Annotated in this window: 23 protein-coding genes; 12 read left to right on the forward strand and 11 right to left on the reverse strand. The window is 62.5% G+C overall.

What is annotated here, in order from left to right:
• Positions 1-254: 254 nt before the first annotated feature.
• From purF to purM, 5 genes are all read left to right on the forward strand, one after another.
• Complete coding sequence (gene purF / locus CJ178_RS25630) at positions 255-1,832, forward strand: amidophosphoribosyltransferase (protein WP_033233946.1); 1,578 nt, start codon at positions 255-257, stop codon at positions 1,830-1,832.
• Between the two features lie 116 nt (positions 1,833-1,948).
• The gene (locus CJ178_RS25635) at positions 1,949-2,557 is read left to right on the forward strand and encodes an AIM24 family protein (RefSeq protein ID WP_033234334.1); all 609 of its coding nucleotides are present in this window, start codon (positions 1,949-1,951) and stop codon (positions 2,555-2,557) included.
• A 3-nt stretch (positions 2,558-2,560) separates the two neighbouring features.
• Positions 2,561-3,238 carry an AIM24 family protein gene (locus CJ178_RS25640; protein WP_033233947.1) on the forward strand — a complete coding sequence of 226 codons (678 nt, stop codon included), beginning with the start codon at positions 2,561-2,563 and terminating at the stop codon, positions 3,236-3,238.
• A gap of 12 nt (positions 3,239-3,250) precedes the next feature.
• Positions 3,251-3,997, forward strand: coding sequence for an AIM24 family protein (locus CJ178_RS25645; RefSeq protein ID WP_033233948.1), 747 nt, complete (start codon positions 3,251-3,253; stop codon positions 3,995-3,997).
• 193 nt (positions 3,998-4,190) lie between these two features.
• Complete coding sequence (gene purM, locus CJ178_RS25650) at positions 4,191-5,270, forward strand: phosphoribosylformylglycinamidine cyclo-ligase (RefSeq protein ID WP_033233949.1); 1,080 nt, start codon at positions 4,191-4,193, stop codon at positions 5,268-5,270.
• A 148-nt stretch (positions 5,271-5,418) separates the two neighbouring features.
• On the opposite strand, the gene CJ178_RS25655 is transcribed toward purM, so the two are convergent.
• From CJ178_RS25655 to ygfZ, 4 genes are all read right to left on the reverse strand, one after another.
• Entirely contained in the window at positions 5,419-5,622 is a 204-nt protein-coding gene (locus CJ178_RS25655; protein WP_033233950.1) for a DUF3073 domain-containing protein, read from the reverse strand.
• 224 nt (positions 5,623-5,846) lie between these two features.
• Positions 5,847-6,800: an asparaginase gene (locus CJ178_RS25660; RefSeq protein WP_092806411.1), complete on the reverse strand. Its 954-nt coding sequence runs from the start codon at positions 6,798-6,800 to the stop codon at positions 5,847-5,849.
• Positions 6,797-7,465, reverse strand: coding sequence for an MOSC domain-containing protein (locus tag CJ178_RS25665; protein WP_045068795.1), 669 nt, complete (start codon positions 7,463-7,465; stop codon positions 6,797-6,799). The genes CJ178_RS25660 and CJ178_RS25665 overlap by 4 nt, the downstream gene beginning before the upstream one ends.
• Positions 7,462-8,547, reverse strand: coding sequence for a CAF17-like 4Fe-4S cluster assembly/insertion protein YgfZ (gene ygfZ / locus CJ178_RS25670; RefSeq protein ID WP_095888683.1), 1,086 nt, complete (start codon positions 8,545-8,547; stop codon positions 7,462-7,464). The genes CJ178_RS25665 and ygfZ overlap by 4 nt, the downstream gene beginning before the upstream one ends.
• 116 nt (positions 8,548-8,663) lie before the next feature.
• On the opposite strand from ygfZ, the gene CJ178_RS25675 reads away from it, so the two are divergent.
• From CJ178_RS25675 to cydC, 5 genes are all read left to right on the forward strand, one after another.
• Complete coding sequence (locus tag CJ178_RS25675) at positions 8,664-9,509, forward strand: aminodeoxychorismate lyase (RefSeq protein ID WP_045068801.1); 846 nt, start codon at positions 8,664-8,666, stop codon at positions 9,507-9,509.
• Positions 9,510-9,681: 172 nt separating this feature from the next.
• Positions 9,682-11,181: a cytochrome ubiquinol oxidase subunit I gene (locus CJ178_RS25680; RefSeq protein ID WP_095888304.1), complete on the forward strand. Its 1,500-nt coding sequence runs from the start codon at positions 9,682-9,684 to the stop codon at positions 11,179-11,181.
• Between the two features lie 9 nt (positions 11,182-11,190).
• Entirely contained in the window at positions 11,191-12,234 is a 1,044-nt protein-coding gene (cydB, locus tag CJ178_RS25685; protein WP_033233956.1) for a cytochrome d ubiquinol oxidase subunit II, read from the forward strand.
• Positions 12,235-12,276: 42 nt separating this feature from the next.
• Entirely contained in the window at positions 12,277-13,965 is a 1,689-nt protein-coding gene (gene cydD / locus CJ178_RS25690) for a thiol reductant ABC exporter subunit CydD (protein ID WP_095888305.1), read from the forward strand.
• Positions 13,955-15,643: a thiol reductant ABC exporter subunit CydC gene (cydC, locus tag CJ178_RS25695; protein ID WP_095888306.1), complete on the forward strand. Its 1,689-nt coding sequence runs from the start codon at positions 13,955-13,957 to the stop codon at positions 15,641-15,643. Before cydD ends, cydC begins: the two co-directional genes overlap by 11 nt.
• Positions 15,644-15,876: 233 nt before the next feature.
• On the opposite strand, the gene CJ178_RS25700 is transcribed toward cydC, so the two are convergent.
• From CJ178_RS25700 to CJ178_RS25730, 7 genes are all read right to left on the reverse strand, one after another.
• A complete protein-coding gene (locus CJ178_RS25700) occupies positions 15,877-16,518 on the reverse strand; it encodes an FABP family protein (protein WP_172935982.1) in 642 nt (213 codons plus the stop codon).
• 277 nt (positions 16,519-16,795) lie between these two features.
• Positions 16,796-17,101: a DUF1416 domain-containing protein gene (locus CJ178_RS25710; RefSeq protein WP_033233959.1), complete on the reverse strand. Its 306-nt coding sequence runs from the start codon at positions 17,099-17,101 to the stop codon at positions 16,796-16,798.
• 3 nt (positions 17,102-17,104) lie between these two features.
• Positions 17,105-17,938: a sulfurtransferase gene (locus tag CJ178_RS25715; protein WP_045068818.1), complete on the reverse strand. Its 834-nt coding sequence runs from the start codon at positions 17,936-17,938 to the stop codon at positions 17,105-17,107.
• Positions 17,939-18,016: 78 nt separating this feature from the next.
• Positions 18,017-18,487 (reverse strand): DUF4395 domain-containing protein, encoded by a 471-nt coding sequence (locus CJ178_RS25720; protein WP_033233961.1) that lies wholly within the window; start codon positions 18,485-18,487, stop codon positions 18,017-18,019.
• Between the two features lie 154 nt (positions 18,488-18,641).
• On the reverse strand, positions 18,642-18,728 hold the full coding sequence (locus CJ178_RS33745; RefSeq protein WP_353805918.1) for a putative leader peptide: 87 nt from the start codon (positions 18,726-18,728) through the stop codon (positions 18,642-18,644).
• A 10-nt stretch (positions 18,729-18,738) separates the two neighbouring features.
• Positions 18,739-19,212, reverse strand: a complete 474-nt coding sequence (locus CJ178_RS25725; protein WP_095888307.1) for a thioredoxin family protein — start codon at positions 19,210-19,212, stop codon at positions 18,739-18,741.
• The gene (locus CJ178_RS25730) at positions 19,209-19,988 is read right to left on the reverse strand and encodes an LmeA family phospholipid-binding protein (RefSeq protein ID WP_045068822.1); all 780 of its coding nucleotides are present in this window, start codon (positions 19,986-19,988) and stop codon (positions 19,209-19,211) included. The genes CJ178_RS25725 and CJ178_RS25730 overlap by 4 nt, the downstream gene beginning before the upstream one ends.
• A gap of 142 nt (positions 19,989-20,130) precedes the next feature.
• Between CJ178_RS25730 and CJ178_RS25735 the strand changes: the two genes are divergently transcribed.
• Together CJ178_RS25735 and mshD are read left to right on the forward strand one after the other, a co-directional pair.
• Positions 20,131-20,880 carry a winged helix-turn-helix transcriptional regulator gene (locus tag CJ178_RS25735; RefSeq protein ID WP_033233964.1) on the forward strand — a complete coding sequence of 250 codons (750 nt, stop codon included), beginning with the start codon at positions 20,131-20,133 and terminating at the stop codon, positions 20,878-20,880.
• 1 nt (position 20,881) lies between these two features.
• Positions 20,882-21,781 carry a mycothiol synthase gene (gene mshD, locus CJ178_RS25740; RefSeq protein ID WP_033233965.1) on the forward strand — a complete coding sequence of 300 codons (900 nt, stop codon included), beginning with the start codon at positions 20,882-20,884 and terminating at the stop codon, positions 21,779-21,781.
• Positions 21,782-21,909 lie beyond the last annotated feature (128 nt).

Here is a 21,909-nt window from a genome sequence, read left to right on the forward strand (position 1 = left end):
TCAATTCGAGAATGAGAACGGTCGGCTCATCAGTGGAGATCCTTCCAGGCGATATCTTTTTCGGCGAATACGGAGTAGTCGGTTGCGGGGCTCCGAACTGAGTGGCGCGCCGTGAGCCATCGCTGAAATTCGCCGCGGCGACTGCAGAGACTGATCGGTCCGATTCAAGGCAAGGTTGCCCTGGGCAAGGCACGAGGAGAATTGGCCGTAGACTGTGTATGCCCCCCAACCCCTGCCCACAAAGGGAGCGCCACGTGACTCGTGCCGATCTGTCGGTCAACAGTCCAAATCTCCTCGCTACGAACCCGTCCGACGAGGACGAGAACGAGCCCCGCGAAGAATGCGGTGTATTCGGCGTCTGGGCGCCGGGAGAGGATGTGGCGAAGCTCACGTATTACGGACTGTATGCGCTACAACACCGTGGTCAGGAAGCTGCCGGCATTGCGGTGGCCGACGGCTCCCAGGTGCTGGTGTTCAAGGATCTCGGCCTGGTCAGCCAGGTGTTCGACGAGCAGACCCTCGCAGCGATGCCAGGTCACGTCGCCGTCGGACATTGCCGCTACTCCACGACCGGGTCCACGACGTGGGAGAACGCGCAGCCCATCTTCCGCACCACGACGGCAGGCACGGGCATCGCCCTCGGCCACAACGGCAACCTGGTGAACACCGCTGAACTCGCGAGCCGCACTCGCGCAGCCGGCCTGGTCAACGACAAGCGCCCAAACGCTGCGACTTCCGACTCCGACCTGATCGGTGGTCTGCTGGCACACGCTGCCGGCGACAGCACCATCGAGCAGGCCGCCATGGAACTGCTTCCCACTCTGGAAGGCGCGTTCTGCCTCACCTTCATGGACGAGCACACGCTCTACGCAGCGCGTGATCCGCACGGAATTCGTCCGCTCTGCCTCGGTCGCCTGGATCGCGGTTGGGTGGTTGCCAGCGAGACCGCAGCCCTCGACATCGTGGGCGCGTCGTTCGTCCGCGACATCGAACCCGGTGAGCTGCTCGCGATCGACGCCGACGGCGTCCGCTCCTCCCGTTTCGCGAACCCGACGCCCAAGGGTTGCGTCTTCGAATACGTCTACCTCGCCCGTCCCGACAGCGTGATCGGTGGCCGTTCGGTCCACTCGACCCGCGTCGAAATCGGTCGCCTGCTCGCCAGCGAGCATCCTGCCGAGGGTGACTTGGTCATTCCGGTTCCCGAGTCCGGCACTCCCGCAGCAGTCGGGTACGCACAGGGTTCAGGCATTCCCTACGGCCAGGGACTGATGAAGAACGCCTACGTCGGCCGTACCTTCATCCAGCCGTCGCAGACCATTCGTCAGCTCGGCATCAGGCTCAAGCTCAACCCGCTCAAGGAAGTTATCCGCGGCAAACGGCTTGTTGTGGTGGATGATTCGATCGTCCGCGGCAACACGCAGCGTGCGCTCATCCGGATGCTCCGCGAAGCCGGCGCCCTCGAAATTCACGTCCGCATCGCCTCGCCGCCGGTCAAGTGGCCATGCTTCTACGGCATCGACTTCGCCTCACCGGCCGAATTGATCGCCAACGGAGCAGGCGGACAGGATGCCACGTTCGAGGAGATGCTCGACGGTGTGCGTCGTTCCATCGGAGCGGACAGCCTCGGCTACATCTCCACCGAAGGCATGATCGCGGCTACCGAGCAGCCCGCAAGCCGTCTCTGTGCTGCCTGCTTCGACGGCACCTACCCGATTGCGCTCCCGAAGGAGACGTCGATGGGTAAGAACGTCCTCGAAGGCATGCTCGAGAGTGCGGCCGGTTCGGCTGCCACGCGCGACAACGACAACGCGAGCGCACTCAGCCGCCCGTAATCCGCCGAAACGGATAATTTGCCGCCCCGATTGTCGGGGCGGCAAATTTTTTTATGTTTCCGGTCACGTCAAGTGTCGCGGCTATCTGGCATAGTGCCCTCGTGGCGCAACTGAGAATGGATGGGCATCGAGTCCTGGTCGCGGACTTGATGGGGGACACCATCAAAGCGATCAGCGGATCTATGGTGGCGTACGAGGGTGCGGTCACCTTCAAGAACGCCGGAATGGGCGGAGGCGGTGGAATCCGCGCTGCGCTCAAACAGAAGGCAGCCGGAGAGTCGCTGTCCTTGATGGAAGTCAGTGGTCAAGGCACCGTTTACTTCGCCGTGGACGCCCAGGACATCACGATCATCGAACTCAACAACGACGCTCTCCACGTAGAAGCATCACAGCTGTTGGCAATCGTGGGACAGCTACGCACCGACGTGAAATTTGCCGGCCTCCGCGGCGCCGGCTCCGGCCAGGGATTGTTCACGACAGTTGTCAGCGGCACCGGTCTGGTGGCCGTGCTGTCGAAGGGCGGGCCGATCATCGCCCTCGAAGTCAGCCCGCAGTACCCGCTTGTTGCCGACCCCGACGCCTTTGTCGCCCACCGCGGACAACTGAATCAGAGCTTCGTCACCGACGTCACCTGGCGGTCCGCGATCGGCGGTGGCAGCGGTGAGGCGTTCTCGCTGCGCTTCGACGGATCCGGCGTCGTCTACATCCAGCCCGAGGAGCGCTGAACCATGCCGTTGGAAAAGGTGAACAGCAAGGTCGTCAAGTCGACTCTCGTTCCAGGGCAGAACGTGCTGGCCCGAACCGGATCGATGCTCTACTACACCGGCGACGTCAGATTCGTCCCGCACAGCATGGGCGGCGGTCCTGGTGCGATGCCGAATATGGGTGGCATCGCGGGCATGGCCGGCCGGATGATGTCGGGCGAACATGCACGCATGATGGCGGCAGAAGGACAGGGCGAGGTCCACTACGGTCACGCCGGACTGTACGTCGACGTGATCCATCTGGACGGCTCGTCCATGCTCACCGTGGAAGCAGATCGTCTTCTAGCGCATGACGCCTACCTGCAAAGTTCGATCGTGGCCTTGACGTCGCAAGGTGGTGTTCGCGGCGCCGTCCGCGGTGCGATGACAGGGCAAGGACTGTTCACGACACAACTGCACGGGCAGGGAAGCGTCGCGGTGCTCTCGCACGGCGGGGCAATTCCTCTGCAGGTCGGTCCGAACAATCCCCAAGTTGTGGTGGACCCGCAGGCGTACGTGTGCCACCTCGGGCAGATCACCGTCGACATCTCCGCCAACGTCGGCTGGCGTGAAGCCGTCGGCAAGGGCTCGGGGGAGTCCATTCAGCTGAAGATGACCGGTATGGGCACCGTCTGGGTTCAGGCGTCCGAGCAGAAGTTCTGAGGGAGAAATCGAATGAGTATCGAAATTCACACTCCGGCATCTCTGCCTGCGAACGACAACGTCCCGGGGAATGACTACGCCTTCTGCATCGAGCTGACCGGGCAGCCCTGGTTCACGTCCAAAGGCGCAATGATCGCGTACTACGGCATGGTCAATTTCGAGCCGCTCGGACGCACGAGCATGTCGGCGATGGTGGCGGCCAGATTCTCGTCGCCGCTGTACGCGGACGACTGGGTAATCGCCCAGGGCCAAGGCAAGCTGATTCTGGGCGACCGGGGCTTCAACATCAATTCCTACGATCTCGACGACGGCAACCTCACGATCCGCGCTGCCAACCTGCTTGCCTTCGAGAACGGGCTCGAACTCAAACAGTCAATCGTGCCAGGCTTTTTGACGTTGCTCGGTACCGGGAAGTTTCTGGCGTCGTCCAACGGTCCGGTCATGTTTGCCGAACCTCCGTTGCGGATCGATCCACAGGCTCTCGTCGGCTGGGCTGACTGCCCGTCGCCGTCCCACCACTTCGACGCCGACTGGATGCAGAGCTTCCTCGGTTCGGTGCGGGGAACCATGTTCGGTGCGAATACGGGTGAAGAGAAACAGTTCGATTTCACCGGCGCCGGAACGGTGCTGATCCAGTCGAGCGAGAAGGTTCTCAACGACGGACACCTCCTGCGGCACATCCAGTCGGAGACTGTTGCACTCGGGCAGAACAGTCTGCGGGCGCTGCACACCTCGATCGGTTCGCAGCTCCAGAACTGAGCGCGAACGGTACGCGAGGTCTCGTCAGCTGCCTGTGTCCGGTAGCGTAAGGGCGTAATCGTCGGTATTTGTGTGCGCTGAGGGTCTTGTTCGCTCGAGTCGACCGCCTCGGCACGTCGCGAGGATTACACAACACATACCTGTGCACGGAGAAAACGTGCGCGAGAAATACTAGGGCTGGAGTAGTAATCCGATGACCGAGGACAGTCACCGCACAGCAGGCGCCTCCTACGCAGCAGCAGGAGTCGATATCGCCGCCGGCGACCGGGCGGTGGAACTCTTCGCCCCCATGGCCAAGAAGGCCAGCCGCCCCGAGGTCATGGGCGGCCTCGGCGGATTCGCCGGATTGTTCTCGCTCAAGGGTGACTACAAGGAGCCTGTCCTCGCTGCTTCCACCGACGGCGTCGGAACCAAGCTGGCCGTCGCTCAGGCGATGGACAAGCACGACACCGTCGGCCTCGACCTCGTCGCGATGGTTGTCGACGACCTCGTCGTCTGTGGCGCCGAGCCGCTCTTCCTTCAGGACTACATCGCCGTCGGACGCGTGATCCCCGAGCGAGTTGCCGAGATCGTGGGCGGCATCGCCGAGGGCTGCATCCAGGCCGGCTGCGCGCTGCTGGGCGGCGAGACCGCCGAGCACCCCGGCATCATGGCCGATGGTGACTACGACCTCTCCGCCACCGGCGTAGGCGTCGTCGAAGCGGAGAAGCTGCTCGGACCGGACCGCGTCCGTCCCGGCGACGTTGTCATCGCCATGGGATCCTCGGGTCTGCACTCCAACGGTTACTCACTGGCCCGCAAGGTGCTTCTCGAGATCGACCGCATGAACCTGAACGCACACGTCGACGAGTTCGGCCGCACCCTCGGTGAGGAGCTCCTCGAGCCCACCAAGATCTACGCCAAGGACTGCCTGGCCCTCGCTGCCGAGACCGACGTCCGCACCTTCTGCCACGTCACCGGTGGCGGCCTCGCGAACAACCTCGGACGCGTCATGCCCAAGGGACTCGTTGCCGAACTCGATCGTGGAACGTGGAGCCCCGCCGCAGTCTTCGCGATGATCGCGCAGCGCGGACGCGTCGAGCGCGCCGAGATGGAGCAGACCTTCAACATGGGTGTCGGCATGGTTGCCGTCGTCGCTCCTGAGGACGTCGATCGTGCGCTGGCCGTGCTCACCGCACGCCACATCGACTGCTGGACGCTGGGAAGCATCAAGAAGGCCTCGGACGCCGCAGCAGAGCGTGCGTTCCTGGCCGGAGACCACCCGCGCTTCTAAGCCGGTAAGACCACAAAGCTGCCCCACCGATTCAGTTCGGTGGGGCAGCTTTTTTGTGCGGATCGAGCACCTGGAAGAAGCACGCAAAAATGAGGAAGAGCGATCAGCTCTTCCTCATTTCACAGTCTGCGCAGATGGCAGTGCGCGGTCAACGCCGCCAGTCGTCGTAGTCGTCCTCTCGCGAATGCCCTTCCCTATCGGAAGTCTGGTCCGATCGGACACTGCTCCGATGCGAGTTGGTCGATCCACCTGCGAGCTCTCGTTGCAGGCTATCGAAATCCGTGGTCGGTACGCTGTACTTCAATTCGCGTGCAACCTTGGTCTGCTTTGCCTTAGCCCGGCCGCGGCCCATGGCTGACCCCCTCGCGCTTTCGCGGGGCGGCCTGGGGAATTTGGCGGCCCCGTTTGAGTGTGTAAGTTTCCTGACACACACTCTAGCCTGGAAAAGTCGCTTCCGCTTCCACGTGGCCCTCGTCGCCGTGTCTGTTTGCTCTCACTATGGCCGCGAGCTGCCAGGATGCTGTCAGAACTGCTCAGAACTTTGTTAGAACTGCGCAAAAGTTTTCCCGGAACTACTCAGAAGTTCCCCGGAATCGCTCGAATCGTGCCTACGCGGGCATCCCCGCCGAACACCGGAGCCGACGCCAGAGCGGCCAATTCTTCGGTCCATTCGGTATTCATCCGCTTGAGTAGTGCGGCGGCCAACGGAAGCAGCGCCCGCTCGTGTCCGTCGTCGATCTTGAGAGCAAACGCCGAACCGTCGGGGAGGGCTCCCGCGTAGATACCGTCGTATCCGGTCTTGGTGAACAGGCCGCGCACCGCGGACATCAGACGCTGATCGTTGCGCCCGGTTCCGGAGACGAGGAACGGGTTGGCTCGCACGGCGTCGGCGACAGCGCGTTCCGGGGAATCAGGCGTCGCCGACGGCAGTCGACCGAAAGCTCGAGCCAGATTCGAGAGCGAGAGTGGCACGATCGGCAGGCCGCAGCCGTCGATTCCCAACTCCTGCTCCTCCTCGCCGCTGAGATCGAAGATCGTCTCCGCGATGGCGAGTTGCAGGGGATGTGTCGGTTCCATGTACGTCTCGAGCGGCCAGTCGTTCACCACGCACGTGGCGAGCATCGCGGAGTGCTTGCCCGAGCAGGTCATGTAGATCGGGCTGGGGAGCTGGCCTGCGGCAATCAGCTCGGCGCGGGCAAGCTCGTTGCCTGGCAGATCTGCAGGGCACTGCAATTGATCTACGCGGAGGTCGTAACGATCGAGTAGGCCCTCGACGAGTTCGATGTGGTCGGCCTCACCGGCATGCGACGACGCCGCGACGGCCAGTTCTTCCGGGCTGCTTGGTTCGAAGCCGTTGCGGAGCGCTGCGACGGCCTGCAGCGGCTTGTTTGCCGAGCGGGGATAGATGGGTGTGTGGATTTCGCCAACCCCCACAACCAGGTCGCCGTTGGCGTCGAGGATGACGGCCGATCCGCGGTGTACACACTCGCGGAATCCGGAGCGGACAACTTCGACCAGTTCAATGCTCACGAATGCACCTGTGTTTCCGCTCGTTCGACGAATGTGCTGATCCGCTCGAGGACGTTCGGCGCAAGATCGTGGTGACCGTTCAACAGTTGCCGCAGATGTTCGGGATCTGCGCCTGTGAATACTTGTCGAACCGTGACGCCGTGATCGGGGACGTGCACTCGCGTGACCGTATCGCCGGCTGCGAGTGTGCCCGTTCGGTTCACTCGCAGATACGCGCCGACATCGGCTCGCTGGGTGAACCGCTTGACCCAGCCCTTCTCGCCCGACCAGAGTCCGAAGGTGCCACACGGCACGCGGGGCCCGGTGACTTCGAGTTCCACCACATCGGACGAGTCCGCTCCGGTGATGTGCCAACGTTCGCCGATGACGGCGTCGGTCACGGCGATACCGCTGAGGCGAAGGTTCTCACCGAACCAACCGGGATGGAGAGGTCGGCCCAACTCCGTCGACCAACGCTGCGCTTCGGCATGGTCGTACGCGTAGACGGCTTGATACGCGCCGCCGTGGAATTCGGTGTCGCAGACATAGTCGCCGCCGAGGCCGAGTCGGCCCAAGGGGACCCGGCCGTCGACGGATCGTTTGTCGATTGCGGTTCGAGTCACGCGTTTGACGCCGCTGTCGCGTTCGGCATGTACGACGCACACGGCGTCCACGATGCCGGTCACTTCCCGCGCAATCGGTTGACGGCTTCACGTCCGGCCTGAGGTGCGTTGTCGTCGACTATCGAGTCCGGATCGATCGACGCGGCGCTGGGACCGGCAACTAATTCGGTCCCAGCGGGGACGTTGCGCTTGACCAGTGCAAGCGCGATAGGCCCGAGCTCGTGATGATTGACGACGGTTCCGACGCGGCCCACTGCGCGGCCACCGGCTGTGACGGGGTCGCCCGGTTCGGGGAGGGCTTCGGCGCTTCCGTCGAGGTGCAGGAGAACGAGGTGACGCGGCGGCTTGCCGAGGTTGTGCACGCGCGCGACGGTTTCCTGACCGCGGTAGCAGCCCTTCTCGAGGTGGACCGCGCCGTGTTCGTCTGGGCCGCCGATCCACCGAACCTCGTGCGGGATGGTCTTCTCGTCGGTGTCGAGCCCGATTCGGGGGCGGACGGCTTCCACACGAAGGGCCTCGAAGGCCCAGGTTCCGGCGGGTGTGGCGCCGGCGTCGGTGAGCTTGGTCCACCAGGCTGCCAAGTGCTCGCGGGGTACGAGGAGATCGAAGGAGTCTTCGGTCGGCCACGGCATCCGACGGACGAAGCCGCCGCCTGGCAGGGCATGCGCGTCGTACACGTCGACGGGCGCACTCGTGCCGACAGCGTCGAGGACCGAGGCGGCTTTCGGCCCGAGAAGGCTGAGAACGGCAAGTTCGTTGCCGTCGCGGGGTTCGGCCTTGGACCAGAACACCATCTTCTTCAGGAAGGCGAGGAGTGCGGGGCCTCGATCGGCCTCGGTGTCGATCCAGGTGACGCCGCCGAGGTCCGTCTGGACAAAGTGGTGCTCGACGCGGCCGTTGATGTCGAGGCTGAGATTCTCGGCGCTCTTCCCGTCGGGGAGCGCGGCAACGTGCTGGCTCGAAATGGTGTGCAGCCAGGTGAGTCGCTCGTCGCCGGGAATGGCGATGACAAATCGGTGGCTGCGATCGACGACGATCGCGTCGCGCTGCGCAGTCCGTTGCTCACCGAGTGGATCGCCGTGATGCCACGCGACACCGATGTCGACCGATCCGTCCGGGGCTGCGACCGCACCGGGGGCAGTCATGAGTGGGCTGTTGGGCACAAGAGCGTTGTCGACCACGTCACCAGTCTAGGAGTGTGGTCCGCGCGTTGGTCGAGTGCGGGGCGTGAGCGGTGTTTTCCGTCGCTAGTGTTGAGGGTATGGCTGATCGCGTATTGGTAACTCTCGACCATGAGGTGCTCGATGCTGACGCACCCTTTCTCCATGCTGACGACTTGGCTGTCGTGCGGGGCGACGGGGTATTCGAGACGTTGTTGGTTCGGGGTGGCCGAGCGCGGGTAGTCGAAGCTCACCTGAGCCGACTGGTTCTCAGCGCCGAGGCATTGGGTTTGCCTGCCCCGATACTGGACGACTGGCGTCTGGCGATCGAGATGGCCGTCGAGGAGTGGGGCAGCGAGAAGGAAGGCGCGTTGCGTCTCGTCCTGACGCGCGGGCGCGAGAGTGGGGACAAGCCGACGGCTTTCGTGATGGTCGGACCGGTGGCGGATCGGGTGCGGCAGGTGCGAGAAGCGGGTTTGTCGGTGATCACGCTCGAACGCGGATTCTCGGTGGATTTGTCGGCACGCGCGCCGTGGCAGTTGCTGGGAGCGAAGACGTTGTCCTACGCAACCAACATGGCTGCACTGCGCTACGCCGGCACTTTGGGGGCCGATGATGTGATCTTCGTCAGTTCGGAGGGCAATGTGTTGGAAGGGCCGCGTTCGACGGTGGTGGTCGTGCGGGACAGGACTTTGATCACACCGCCGCCCGCTCAGGGCATTTTGATGGGCACAACACAGCGTGCTCTGTTCGACGTCGCCAAGGGAGCTGGCTTCGACAGTCGTTACGAAACCCTGCGACCTGCGGACTTGATCGCAGCGGACGGTGTGTGGATGGTTTCGAGCGTCACGCTGGCGGCGCGCGTCACTACACTGGACGGCTTTGCTTTACCAGAGCCTAAAGTCGCTGCCGAATTCACGAAGTTGGTCGAACGGGCCGTCGACTAGAGAGCGGGGCCGAAATGGGCGAATAGGAATCCTCGACGGTCTCTACTACCTTGAGTAGTAGCAAAGTCCTGCGGTCCAAACCGGACAGCAGTACCGTGTCCGCAGGGGCCGAGCGAACGCCCGCGTCTCGAACCCCGAAGCCTGTCCCAGGGCCCTACTCTCGGAGTAGCCAATGGATACTTTGGACGTCTCCAGGTGGCAGTTCGGTATAACTACCGTCTACCACTTCATCTTTGTTCCGCTGACCATCGGATTGGCTCCGATGATCGCGATCATGCAAACCATGTGGGTCGTGACCAAAAAAGATCATTGGTACCGACTCACCAAGTTCTTCGGCAAGCTGTTCCTCATCAACTTTGCCATCGGCGTAGCTACCGGCATCGTGCAGGAATTCCAGTTCGGTATGAACTGGAGTGAGTACTCACGATTTGTCGGCGACGTCTTCGGTGCACCGCTGGCTCTCGAAGGTCTTGTGGCCTTCTTCATGGAGTCCGTATTCATCGGGCTGTGGATTTTCGGTTGGGGCAGGCTACCCAAACTTGTTCACCTGGCATGTATTTGGCTCGTAGCGATCGGCGTCAACGCGTCGGCGTTCTTCATCATCGCAGCCAACTCGTTCATGCAGCACCCTGTCGGAGCGGTGTACAACCCGGAGACGGGTCGTGCTGAGCTCACCAGCATCTGGGAGTTGTTGACCAACAACACCGCGCTTGCCGCATTCCCGCACGCAGTAGCAGGTGCCTTCCTGACTGCGGGAACCTTTGTCGCCGGCATCTGTGGTTGGTGGATGGTGCGAAACATGCGCCGCACCAAGACCGTCGGCCCAGCGGAGGCGACAAAGCTCGAAACCGATGCCAGGACGATGTACCGTCCCGGTGCCCGATTCGCGTTGCTGGTGATCATCATTGCCGGCATCGGCGTCATCTACACCGGCGACGTCCAAGGCAAGCTCATGTTCCAACAACAACCCATGAAGATGGCGTCGGCAGAGTCGCTGTGTGAGACCGAGATGGATCCGGATTTCTCACTCTTGACCATCGGAACTCACAACAACTGCGATAGCGTGACTCACGTAATCAAGGTGCCGTTCGTTCTTCCGTGGCTGGCCGAGGGCAAGTTCACCGGTGTCGAGCTTCAAGGCGTCAACCAGCTGCAGGAGCAGGCCGAGCAGGACTTCGGCCCCGGCAACTACCGTCCGAATCTCTTTGTCACGTACTGGTCATTCCGCGCGATGATCGGCCTCGCCGCCGGTTCCGCAGCCTTGGCACTTGCCGGTCTGTGGGTAACCCGCCGGGGTCGGGTACCGGACCAGAAGTGGTTCGGAATCCTGAGCCTCGTCGCGATTCCCATGCCGTTCCTCGCCAACAGTGCGGGCTGGATCTTCACCGAGATGGGCCGCCAGCCCTGGGTGGTGCATCCCAACCCGACCGGCGTGGACATGATCAGACTCACTGTCGACCAAGGTGTTTCGGACCACGCGTCGGCAACGGTCTGGGTCTCGTTGATCACCTTCACCCTCCTGTACGGCGCTTTGGGTGTCGTCTGGTTCAAGCTGATCGTGCGATACGCGAAGGAAGGCCCGTTGGAGCACGACATGCATCCGCCGGGAGATATCGACCACGAAGAGCCGGAAGATCCGGACAAGCCCAAACAACTGTCGTTCGCGTACTAGGAGGCGATCATGGGACTTCAAGAAGTATGGTTCGTGCTCGTCGCAGTACTGTTCGTCGGCTACTTCGTCCTCGAAGGCTTCGATTTCGGTGTAGGAATGCTCATGCCGATTGTCGGCAGAGGCAGTGGCCTACCGGCAGATACGCGTAGACGCGTTGCGCTCAACACCATCGGCCCGGTCTGGGACGGCAACGAAGTGTGGCTCATCACGGCCGGTGGTGCGCTGTTCGCCGCGTTCCCCGAGTGGTACGCGACGTTGTTCTCCGGCTTCTACCTACCGCTGCTGATCATCCTGGTGGCCTTGATCGTTCGCATCGTTGCCATCGAATGGCGAAGCAAGATCGACGACGACAAATGGCGTCAGCGTTGCGACTGGGGCATTATTTTCGGCTCCTGGGTTCCCGCAGTTCTGTGGGGCGTGGCATTCGCGAACATCGTTCGGGGCGTGGAGATCAATGCCGACAAGCAGGTCGTTTCAGGATTCTTCGATCTGCTCAACCCGTACGCATTGCTCGGCGGCCTGACCACTGCTCTGGTGTTCGCGCTGCACGGCGCAGTGTTCCTGGCACTCAAGAGCGCCGACGAGGTTCGCGAAGATGCGGTGAAAATTGCTGCCCGACTCGCGATTCCGGCGGTTCCGGTGGCCGGCGCATTTGTACTGTGGACCCAGCTTGCATACGGCAAGGGATGGACGTGGATTCTGGTTGCCGCTGCGGCAGCAGCATTGATCGGCGTTATCTTCCTGACCCGCGCTGAAATGGAAGGGTGGGCGTTCGTGCTCACCACGGTGGCCGTCATCGCGACCGTCGTGCTGCTGTTCGGCTCCCTGTTCCCGAATGTCATGCCGTCGACGCTGGATCCGGCGTACAGCTTGACCATCGAGAACGCGTCGTCGAGTCCGTACACGCTCAAGGTGATGACATGGGCCGCGGCGTTCATGACGCCGATCGTGATCATCTACCAGGGCTGGACGTACTGGGTATTCCGTCAACGCATCTCCACCAAGCAGATTCCACCGTCGATCGGGCTGAAGTTCAAAGCCAAGACGTGGTAAATCAGGCATCAGTGCCTCGAAAGAAGTGACGGTCGAATTCAAGTGACAATCGAGGTAGGCGACGTTCCCACCACTCGGGAGCGTCGCCGCGGACCGATCGATCCGCGCCTGTGGCGGCATTCAGCCTCTGCGCGTGGATATCTGATTCTGACAGTCGCCCTGTCGATGATCAACGTCGTGATGGTCATAGTCTCGGCGCTCATGATCGGCCGGGTGCTGGCCGGAGTCATCACCACCCGAACCGTCGATATTTCTTCGTGGACAACCGAACTCGCTGTCCTCGCAGGCGCTGTCGGGATTCGGATACTGGGAACCTGGCTGCAAGCGCGGTTTGCTCACCGCGCGTCGACCCGTGTGGTGGCCGAGATCAAGGATGGTGTGCTCACGTCGGCGACGGCGATGAGTCCCCGCGATCTCGACCCACGTCGAGATGAAATCGCTACGGTTCTCACCCGTGGTGTCGACGGTCTGGCTCCGTATCTGACGGGTTATCTGCCGTCGTTGATCCTGTCGGTGACTCTGACCCCGATCACGCTGATAGTTATTGCCCTGCAAGATATGACGTCGGCAGTGATCATCTTGATCACGTTGCCTTTGATTCCGATCTTCATGATCCTGATCGGATTGCTGACAAAGGGTAAGTCCGAGAAGACCCTGGCTGCGATGACAACGTTGTCGTCGCAATTGCTCGATCTCCTCTCGGGTTTACCCACGTTGCGAGCGCTGGGTCGCCAAGACGGTCCGGCCGAGCGGGTTCGGGAACTGGGCGATTCGCATCGCCGCACCACGATGTCCGCGCTGCGAGTCGCCTTCCTTTCGTCGATGGTGTTGGAATTCCTTGCAACGCTGAGTGTTGCGTTGGTTGCAGTCAGTATCGGCTTGCGGCTCGTGTACGGGGACATGTCGCTGGAGCCAGGCGTCGTTGCGTTGATTCTTGCCCCGGAGGTGTATCTGCCGTTGCGGATGGTGGGAATGCAATTTCACGCGGCCGAGGACGGAATGGCGGCTGCGGACAAAGCTTTCAGTGTCATCGAAGCGGACACCTCTGCACCCGTCGGCGGCGCAGTCGTGGTTGATGCGCGCGGCACGGACATCGTTTTCGACACGCTGAGCGTGAATTCGCGTGGTGGTGTTGCGCCGTACGAGCTTTCGGGAGTGATGCGACCCGGTGCGATCACCGTGCTCACCGGAGCAAATGGTTCCGGCAAGTCGAGCGCGGCGCAGGCCCTGCTCGGGTTGATCGAACCCAGCGGTGGTTTTGTGAGCGTCGGCGGAACCGACGTTCGACAACTCGACGAGAATACGTGGTGGGCGCAGATCGCTTGGCTGCCGCAACATCCGGTCATGTTGCCGGGAACCATTCGGGAAAACCTCCATCTCACCGGACCCATCGACTCCGATGCGCTGCACAATTCTTCTGCGGCCACAGGGTTCGACGGAGTTCTTGCCGAACTGTCGTCAGGTCTCGATACCGTGGTGGGCGCCGGGGGTGTCGGTCTCTCGCTCGGGCAGCGGCAGCGGCTGGCACTGACACGTGTGCTGTCGTCCGATCGGCCCGTCCTTGTGCTGGACGAACCCACCGCCCACCTGGATGCGGATTCGGAAACTACGGTCCTGGATGCATTGCGAGCGCGAGCGAAGGGCGGCGACACCGTCATAGTCATCGGACATCGCCCCAGCGTGCTTGCCGTCGCAGATCAGATCATCGAGGTGCACGCACATGAGAACTGACCACCGCGATCCGTTGCTGCGCGCACTGGGTCTCTTCGAACTGCAACCACGACGCGTACTCATCGCTGTCGCGGCCGGAGTGGCGACGCTCGGCAGTGCTCTGGCGTTGGCGGCGCTGTCGGCCTGGTTGATCACCAGGGCCTGGGAAATGCCGCCGGTATTGGATCTCAGCGTTGCTGTTGTCGCCGTGCGTGCTCTGGGTATATCCCGGGGTGTATTCCGCTACTTGGAGCGTCTCACGACGCACGATGTTGCGCTGCGCGGGACAACGTCCGCGCGGGCCCAGATATACGCGCGTCTTGCAGCGGGTAACCCGGCTGCGGCCGCCGGCCTGCGCCGTGGCGACTTGCTTGCGCGTACCGGAGCCGACGTCGATGCAGTTGGTGATGTGGTGGTGAAAGCACTTGTCCCCATAGCTGTATCGGCTGTTCTTGCCGTTTCCGCCGTGGGCATCTTGATGTTCATCTCCGTGCCGGCGGCAATGGTCTTGGCGATCGCGCTCGCGGTCTCCGGAATCCTGGCTCCCTGGCTATCGGCCCGCGCTGCTCGAATTGCTGAATCCGACAGCTCTTCTGCTGCTGTGCGATTCAGTGCGTCAGCGGTCACCGCGCTCGATCATTCTGCCGAGCTTCGAGTGGCGGGACGTTTGGACGCTGCCGTGTCCGACGCGGTGTCGGCCGAAGGCGACGTAGTCGATGCTACCGACCGCGCTGCGGTGCCGAGCGCATTTGCCGCTGCCGCAACACCTCTCGCAGTGGGAGTCAGCGTCCTGGCGTCGCTGCTCATCGGCATCGTGCTCTACGGGAATACCGACATGACACCGATGGCACTGGGCATCCTGGTATTGCTCCCGCTCTCGGCGTTCGAGGGAACTGCGGCTCTGCCCACTGCTGCAGTGGCATTGACCAAAGCCCGGTTGGCGTCGGCGCGAATCATGGCGGTACTCGACCGCGCAGACGAGGAGATCGCAGAGGGCGACAACGCGTGGCCCGAGTCGGATGTCCTGACAGTCGACGGACTCTGCGCTGGGTGGCCTGGAGGCAACGTCACCGCGCCACTCACGTTCGAGGTGCGTCCCGGCGCGCGGATCGCGTTGATCGGCCAAAGCGGATCAGGAAAGACAACGGCCCTGATGACGATGGCGGGGCTCCTCCCACCGGTATCGGGGACAATTTCCGCTGGCGGCGTTCCGATTTCAGAGATCGAACCAGCAGAGCTTCGCCGACACATCGGGTTCTTCGCAGAAGACGCACATCTCTTCGAGACCTCCGTGCTCGAAAATCTGCGAGTAGCGCGCGGCGATCTCACGCCTACCGCCGCGGCGACAGTACTCGGTGACGTCGGCCTGGGGGAGTGGCTCGCTCACCTGCCCGACGGACTCGACACCGTTCTCGTCGGCGGCATGCGAGCAGTCTCAGGCGGCGAGCGTCGGCGTTTGCTGCTGGCCCGGGCAGTCGTCTCACCCGCGCAAATCCTGCTGCTCGACGAACCAACCGAACACATGGATGCCGAAGCCGGCGCGGAGGTGCTGCGTGAACTGCTCGGACGAGACGGCACTCTGCTGGCTCCGCATCGGACCGTCGTGGTCGTCACCCATCAACTTCCGGAACACACTGGAGCTGACCAGGTGATATGCGTCGGAAATATTTCGGCGGAAAATAGATTGCCGTCGCGGTGAAGTGGGCGTACTTTCTCCTGTACACAAGGAAGGAGGTGGTCTGAAATTGAAGTACAGACGGACGCGTGAGGTGGCTGCCAGCTAGCCGCAATCGCTGACGGAATTCACTTACCGCAGGAGCGGCCGGCGAATCCCGGGCAGCCACCCGACCCCCGAGCCCCCGATCAGTCCGACCGGGACCCACGCGAAAGCGTGGGTATGGCTCGGGGGTCGCTTCGTGCGGTGGGCAGCAGTTAGCCGATGTAGCGGGTGAGCCGCGCCGAGTAGCGCGGTTCGAGCGCGCCGTCCGCGAGGATTCGCTCCTCGACGTATGCGAGGTCGCCACCTTCGACGATGCCGTAAAGGCGCTTTGCGCCGCCGTACAGTGCACCGGACTGGCTGCGGATCACGACGTCGGTCGCGAGCTCCCACGAGGACTGGGTGAGCGCGGTTCCGTAGTACATTTCGACGACGCCTGAGCTGTGGGTGAGGAGTAGTTCGACTACTTCCTCGTTCACGCTGCCGGGGATGCCGTCGCCGCCCATGCGCCAGTAGCCGCTTTCGCGCGTGTCTGGCTTGGTGTAGTTGCCCTCGGCGTCGAGAACCCAGGATCGGGATTCCCAGCACAGGTAGGGGCCACCGTCGTGGGAGATGACGATTTGTTGTCCGAAGGGGTAGTCGCCCGTTTCCGGATCATGGCCCTCGCCTTCGCCGCGCCAGACGCCGACAAGCGGCAGCAGGGCGAGAAGGGCGGGATTGATGTCCGGGCCGAGTCGCAGATTTGCGGTGTCCTCGGGGACCGGGAGATCCGGGAGAGTGGGAATGTTGAGTGAAGCTGTCGACTTGGAACGTTCGACAGCTATTGCGACTGCCTCATCCCCGCTTCCGCGCCTGATGGCACCTGAAGCGGTGGAATCGTCAGCTGTCGCGTCAGACCCTGATCCCGGAGCTTGACTCACGATTCGTCGGTGACCAAACGGTAAACGACGTACACGGAGAACCAAGCGATCATGACGGATGCGAGTGCGAGAAGTACCTCGAAGAAGATGACCACGTGCCTATCTTAGACGGCCTCGACCTGCCGGAAAAATCGGGAGGCTGTGACAAATCAAACGACAAGAAAAGGTCCCGCATCCTCCTGGGATGCGGGACCTTTGCCGGTGAGTCCGGAACTTACTTGCTGACCGTGACATCCACGTTGTGGACGCCCGATGTTTCGGGGTTCACGGCGCTTGTGCCGTTGCCGGAGCTGGAGAGTGCGCGCACAGTCCAGGATCCGGGGGCGGCGAAGAAACGGAAGTCGCCGGTAGCGGACGCGACGACCTCGGCGGTGAATTCGTCGGAGCCGTCGAGCAAGCGCACGAATGCGCCGCCGATGGGCTGGCCGTCAGCCGCGAGGACACGGCCGGTGATGACGGTTTCCTTCTCGACGTCGACGCCGGCAGGCAGGGTCTGACCCTGAGTAGGTGCTCCGCACATGTTCTATGCTCCCAATTCGATCGGTGCGCCGACGAGTGAGCCGTATTCGACCCAGCTGCCGTCGTAGTTCTTGACGTTGCTCTTGCCGAGGATTTCCTGCAGTACGAACCAGGTGTGGCTCGAACGCTCACCGATGCGGCAGTAGGCAATGGTGTTCTTGGTGTCGTCGAAGCCCTTGTCCGCGTAGAGCTTTGCAAGGTCGTCGTCGGATTTGAAGGTGCCGTCTTCGTTGGCGGTGGTGCTCCACGGGATGTTGATCGCTGTGGGGACATGGCCACGCTGCTGAGCCTGCTCCTGCGGAAGGTGCGCGGGTGCGAGGATCTTGCCGGAGAACTCGTCGGGGCTACGGACGTCGACGAGGTTGACGGAGCCGATGGAGGAGATGACCTCGTCGCGGAATGCGCGGATCGAGAAGTCGGGTGCCTCGGCCTTGTACTGCGTTGCGGGACGGGTTACTTCGTCCTTGGACAGCTCGCGTCCGTCGAGTTCCCACTTCTTGCGGCCGCCGTCGATGAGCTTGATGTCCTTGTGGCCGTACAGCTTGAAGTACCAGTAGGCGTAAGCGGCGAACCAGTTGTTGTTGCCACCGTAGAGGACGACGGTGTCGTCGTTGGCGATTCCCTTGGCCGAGAGGAGGTCTGAGAACTGCTCCTGGTTCAGGAAGTCACGGCGGACGCTGTCCTGGAGGTCCTTGCGCCAGTCGAGCCGGACTGCACCTTCGATGTGGCCGCCGTCGTATGCACTGGTGTCCTCGTCCACCTCGACAAAAACGGTCTTGGGGGCGTTGAGGTTCTGCTGCGCCCAGTCGGCGGAGACTAGGACGTCGGAGCGAGCCATGGTGTTCCTTTCGATGTGGTCGTGCTCGATATGGTCTTGCGGGGGTATGTGTCCGGTGGGGTCACCGGTGATGCGCTTTCACGCGGTGGTTGCTCTTCCGATTGTGCGGAATCGCGTTACGAGTGGGTAGATCTGGCAGCCGAGGCAGATGCCGAAGGCTGCGTTCAGAAGAGCAGCGAACAGGGCAAATCCTGTGGCGACTGTGCCGACGACGGTGGATCCGGCAAGGAATCCGACGGTCCCGGCGAGTGCGAAGACAAAGCCGACGAACTGTGCGAAGCGCAATGGCGCAACAGGTTCACGTTCGCGCACGGGTGAGATGCGAGGGGCGACGAGTTTGCCGAAGATCAGTCCGTACGGGCTGCGCTTGGGTCCGGTGACGGCGCCGATCGCGAAGACTATTGCCTGCAGTGCCAACAGCGCGGTGGCGGCGGGCAGAGAGAATGCTGAAAGGATCAGTGTCAGAACAAGTATCGCGGTGGTGATCCACGCGGCGAACCGCGGACCGCGCACGTCGACCTGCTCGGATTGCGAAGTGGTGGTGGACATCGGGTGTGCTCCTGCGTTGGTTGCATGGTGCCTGCCTGGGCCGAGAATTTCAGACTTCAGGCTCGGAGATATGTGGGCTGGAAGGCCCGTTATCGGCGAGAGTGATCACGTGAGCGAAAGGCTCGAATCTCAGCGAAGGCTGAGCGCTGGGTGATCAGCAACAAGAACAGCAACAACCACCGAGGCGGCACAGGTCTACTGCGCGGCGTCGGGTGAGCATGAGCTCGTGGCGGGTTTGCACGGTTGGGAGTTTACCCTGCAGACGGCGAATTTGGGGTACCGGGTGTTGAGAAGGGTGCGAGCGCGCTTGTGAGGTCCGCGGTGGACGGCACCCCGGACACTCGGAATCGTTCCACCAGGTCGCGGTCGAGGATAAAGGTGGTCGGCAACGACAGGACGCTCATCTCACGCGCAAGCGCCGGATTCTTGTCGATGTCGAGTTCAACGTCGACGGGTGGATGAGGGGCGTTTGCCATTGTGGTCACCACCTGATCGACGACGCGGCGGACGGCGCTGCACGGACCACACCAGTCTGCGGAGAAATGCAGGACGACTGGTCCGGAGCCGGGCGCTATACCTGCTGCGGCGAGGAGTTCGATGCGGCTGCCGACGGCTTCGGAGGTACCCGAGCGGCTGGCTCGAACGGCTCCGCTGCGTGATTTGAGGAGCAGTCCGACCGCGACAACGGCGACGAGGGCGATGAGTAGAACTGTGATACCGGTCATTGGTTCTGCAGATCTGCGAGGTTGATGACTGTGTTTTCCGTGCTGCCTTCGATCACTATGCGACCGCCTTCCGCGTAGACGAGGCTCGGCTTCAGATTGAAGGGAAGTGACTGTGGATCGATGGTGTAGCTGAACATGCCGAGGACGATCGGCTCGAGAACCGCCGGGATCGAGAAGTTCGCTTCGCCTTCGGGGCCGAAGTAGAGATTGCTTGCCACGATCTTGACCTGATCTCCCTCGAGCACGAGGTTGGCCTGAACACTGACCGCGGTGTCGATGGGGCCGACGGGGACGGTTCCGCTCAGAACGATCGCGCCCGCGGTGCTAGCCCCGGTACCGCCGCTGCCGCCCGTACCGTCGGACTTGTCGGCAGGAGGAGAGGAAACCTGCAGGTCAGGTATATCGAGGAGCTTGCCGAGGTCCGTGGCGTTGATGCCCATTCTGCCGTCGAGCTTGTCGACGGGAAGTTCGGTCACCCTGCCGTTGACCAGGTCCGAGAACGGGACGGTGACGCCCCGCAGATCCGCTTCGACGGTGACTTCGCCGACGATGTTGCTCTGGACTCCGGTTGCCCGGATGTAGACGTCTTCGTACTTGCCGCCCAGCGCTTGCGTGAGGAACGGGAAGCCGTTGAACGTGACTTCGGGGTCTGCATCGAGTGATGCGCCGGCTCGTAGCTCGCGGGAAACTCGGTATTCCGCGTACGCGGCGGCACCGAAATCGGCGACCAGTCCGAGGCCGAGGAGGAAGACGATGCCGATGATCAGTTTGCGCACAGCACCATTGTGACGGACTCCGTCGTAGGTTCGGTGCGACGGTCCCAACGGCGCGCACGCTAATGTAGGGACCGACCAAAAGGGTCGAACTACCAGAGCGTCGCCCTGTCCGGGGTGCGCGGGCTACTAGATAGGAGGCCGTGTGGAGCTGCTTCTCCTCACCTCCGACCCCAACCCGGATGCAGTTCTTCCGGCGTTGGCGCTGCTGGCGCACTCGGTTAGGCCTGCTCCCACTGAGGTTTCGTCGCTGCTCGAGGCAAGTTCGGCCGACATCGCGTTGGTCGACGCACGCACCGATCTGGCTGCCGCACGAGGGTTGTGTCGATTGCTGGGAAGTACGGGATCTGCCGTGCCGGTCGTGGCTGTCCTGACCGAGGGCGGGCTTGTTGCCGTCAACGCGGACTGGGGGTTGGACGACATTCTCCTGCCCGGTACGGGACCCGCTGAGGTGGACGCCCGATTGCGGTTGTTGCTCGCCCGCAGTGGCGGCGTTGCCAGTCCCGAAGCGTCAGGAAAGATCACGCTGGGCGAATTGGTTATCGACGAGGGGACGTACACGGCACGACTGCGTGGACGGCCCCTTGATTTGACTTACAAGGAATTCGAACTGCTCAAGTACCTCGCGCAGCATGCGGGACGGGTGTTCACTCGTGCGCAGTTGTTGCAAGAGGTGTGGGGTTACGACTTCTTCGGTGGCACCCGGACCGTGGATGTTCACGTGCGTCGGTTGCGGGCCAAGCTCGGCACCGAATACGAATCCTTGATCGGTACAGTCCGAAATGTCGGATACAAGGCGGTTCGCCCGACGCGTTCCAAGAACGGGGCTGCGGCGCCGATTCGATTCGAGGACGACGATGTCGATTACGAGGCTGCAGACGGATCGGTGTTGTGACATGAGTTGGAGCGATGTGCTGACGCCGGATCAGGCTCGGCAGGTGTCGGGACTTGTCGACCGTGCAACGGAATTCGACGGCAAGGCGCCGGTTTCCGAGCAGGGTCGGCACGCGATTGCCGGCCGTGGTCAGGCTCGGCACCTCGTGATCCTCGACGACGGTGTCGTCGTCGGATACGCCCAACTGCAAGCCGGTTCGGACGAGCACCCGGACATGGCGGAACTCGTCGTGGATCCTGCTCACAGGCGGCAAGGTATCGGAACTGGCCTTGCCGCTTCGGTTTTCGACGAAGGCCGACCGGGAACGCGAGTCTGGGCGCACGGAAACATCGACGCGGCAGTGGAGTTCGCCAAGAGTCTGGATCTGGTCAGTGTTCGTGAACTCCTCCAGTTGCGCAGACCACTCGGTGCTCCGCAGCTTCCGGAAATTGTTGTTCCGGAAGGTGTTTCGCTGAGGACGTACCGCGGCCGCGAAGACGATTCCGAGATCTTGCGGGTCAACAACGCCGCATTCTCGTGGCATCCCGAGCAAGGTGGCTGGACGCAAGCGGAGATCGACGAGCGAACCGCCGAGGGGTGGTTCGATCCCGCCGGGTTGTTTCTGGCGTTTGCGGACACCGATCCGAACACGCTTCTGGGGTTTCACTGGACCAAGGTTCATCCGCCCGAGGGCGACGAACCGGAGCTCGGTGAGGTGTACGTCGTCGGTATCGATCCGGCGGCGCAGGGACGCGGGCTCGGTCGGGTTCTGACGCTCGCCGGCATGCACTACCTGCGTGAGCGGGGTCTCGATACGGTTCTCCTGTACGTCGAGGGAGACAACACGGCAGCCCTCAACACGTACGAGAAACTGGGCTTCGAAAAGTTCCACACCGACATGGCCTATGCCCGAAATTCCTGACTTTCTCGGACGACTCGAATAAATCTCCGGTCTGTTCATGCTCCGTTCACTTTGTGTGGTCCAGCCGGACACCGCGCCCCCCTACTTTTCTCTATGGGCAGCGCCGCGCTGCCTGATGCAGTAATGCG

It is taken from the genome of Rhodococcus sp. ACPA4 (genome assembly GCF_002300185.1).
Taxonomy (GTDB): domain Bacteria; phylum Actinomycetota; class Actinomycetes; order Mycobacteriales; family Mycobacteriaceae; genus Rhodococcus_F; species Rhodococcus_F globerula.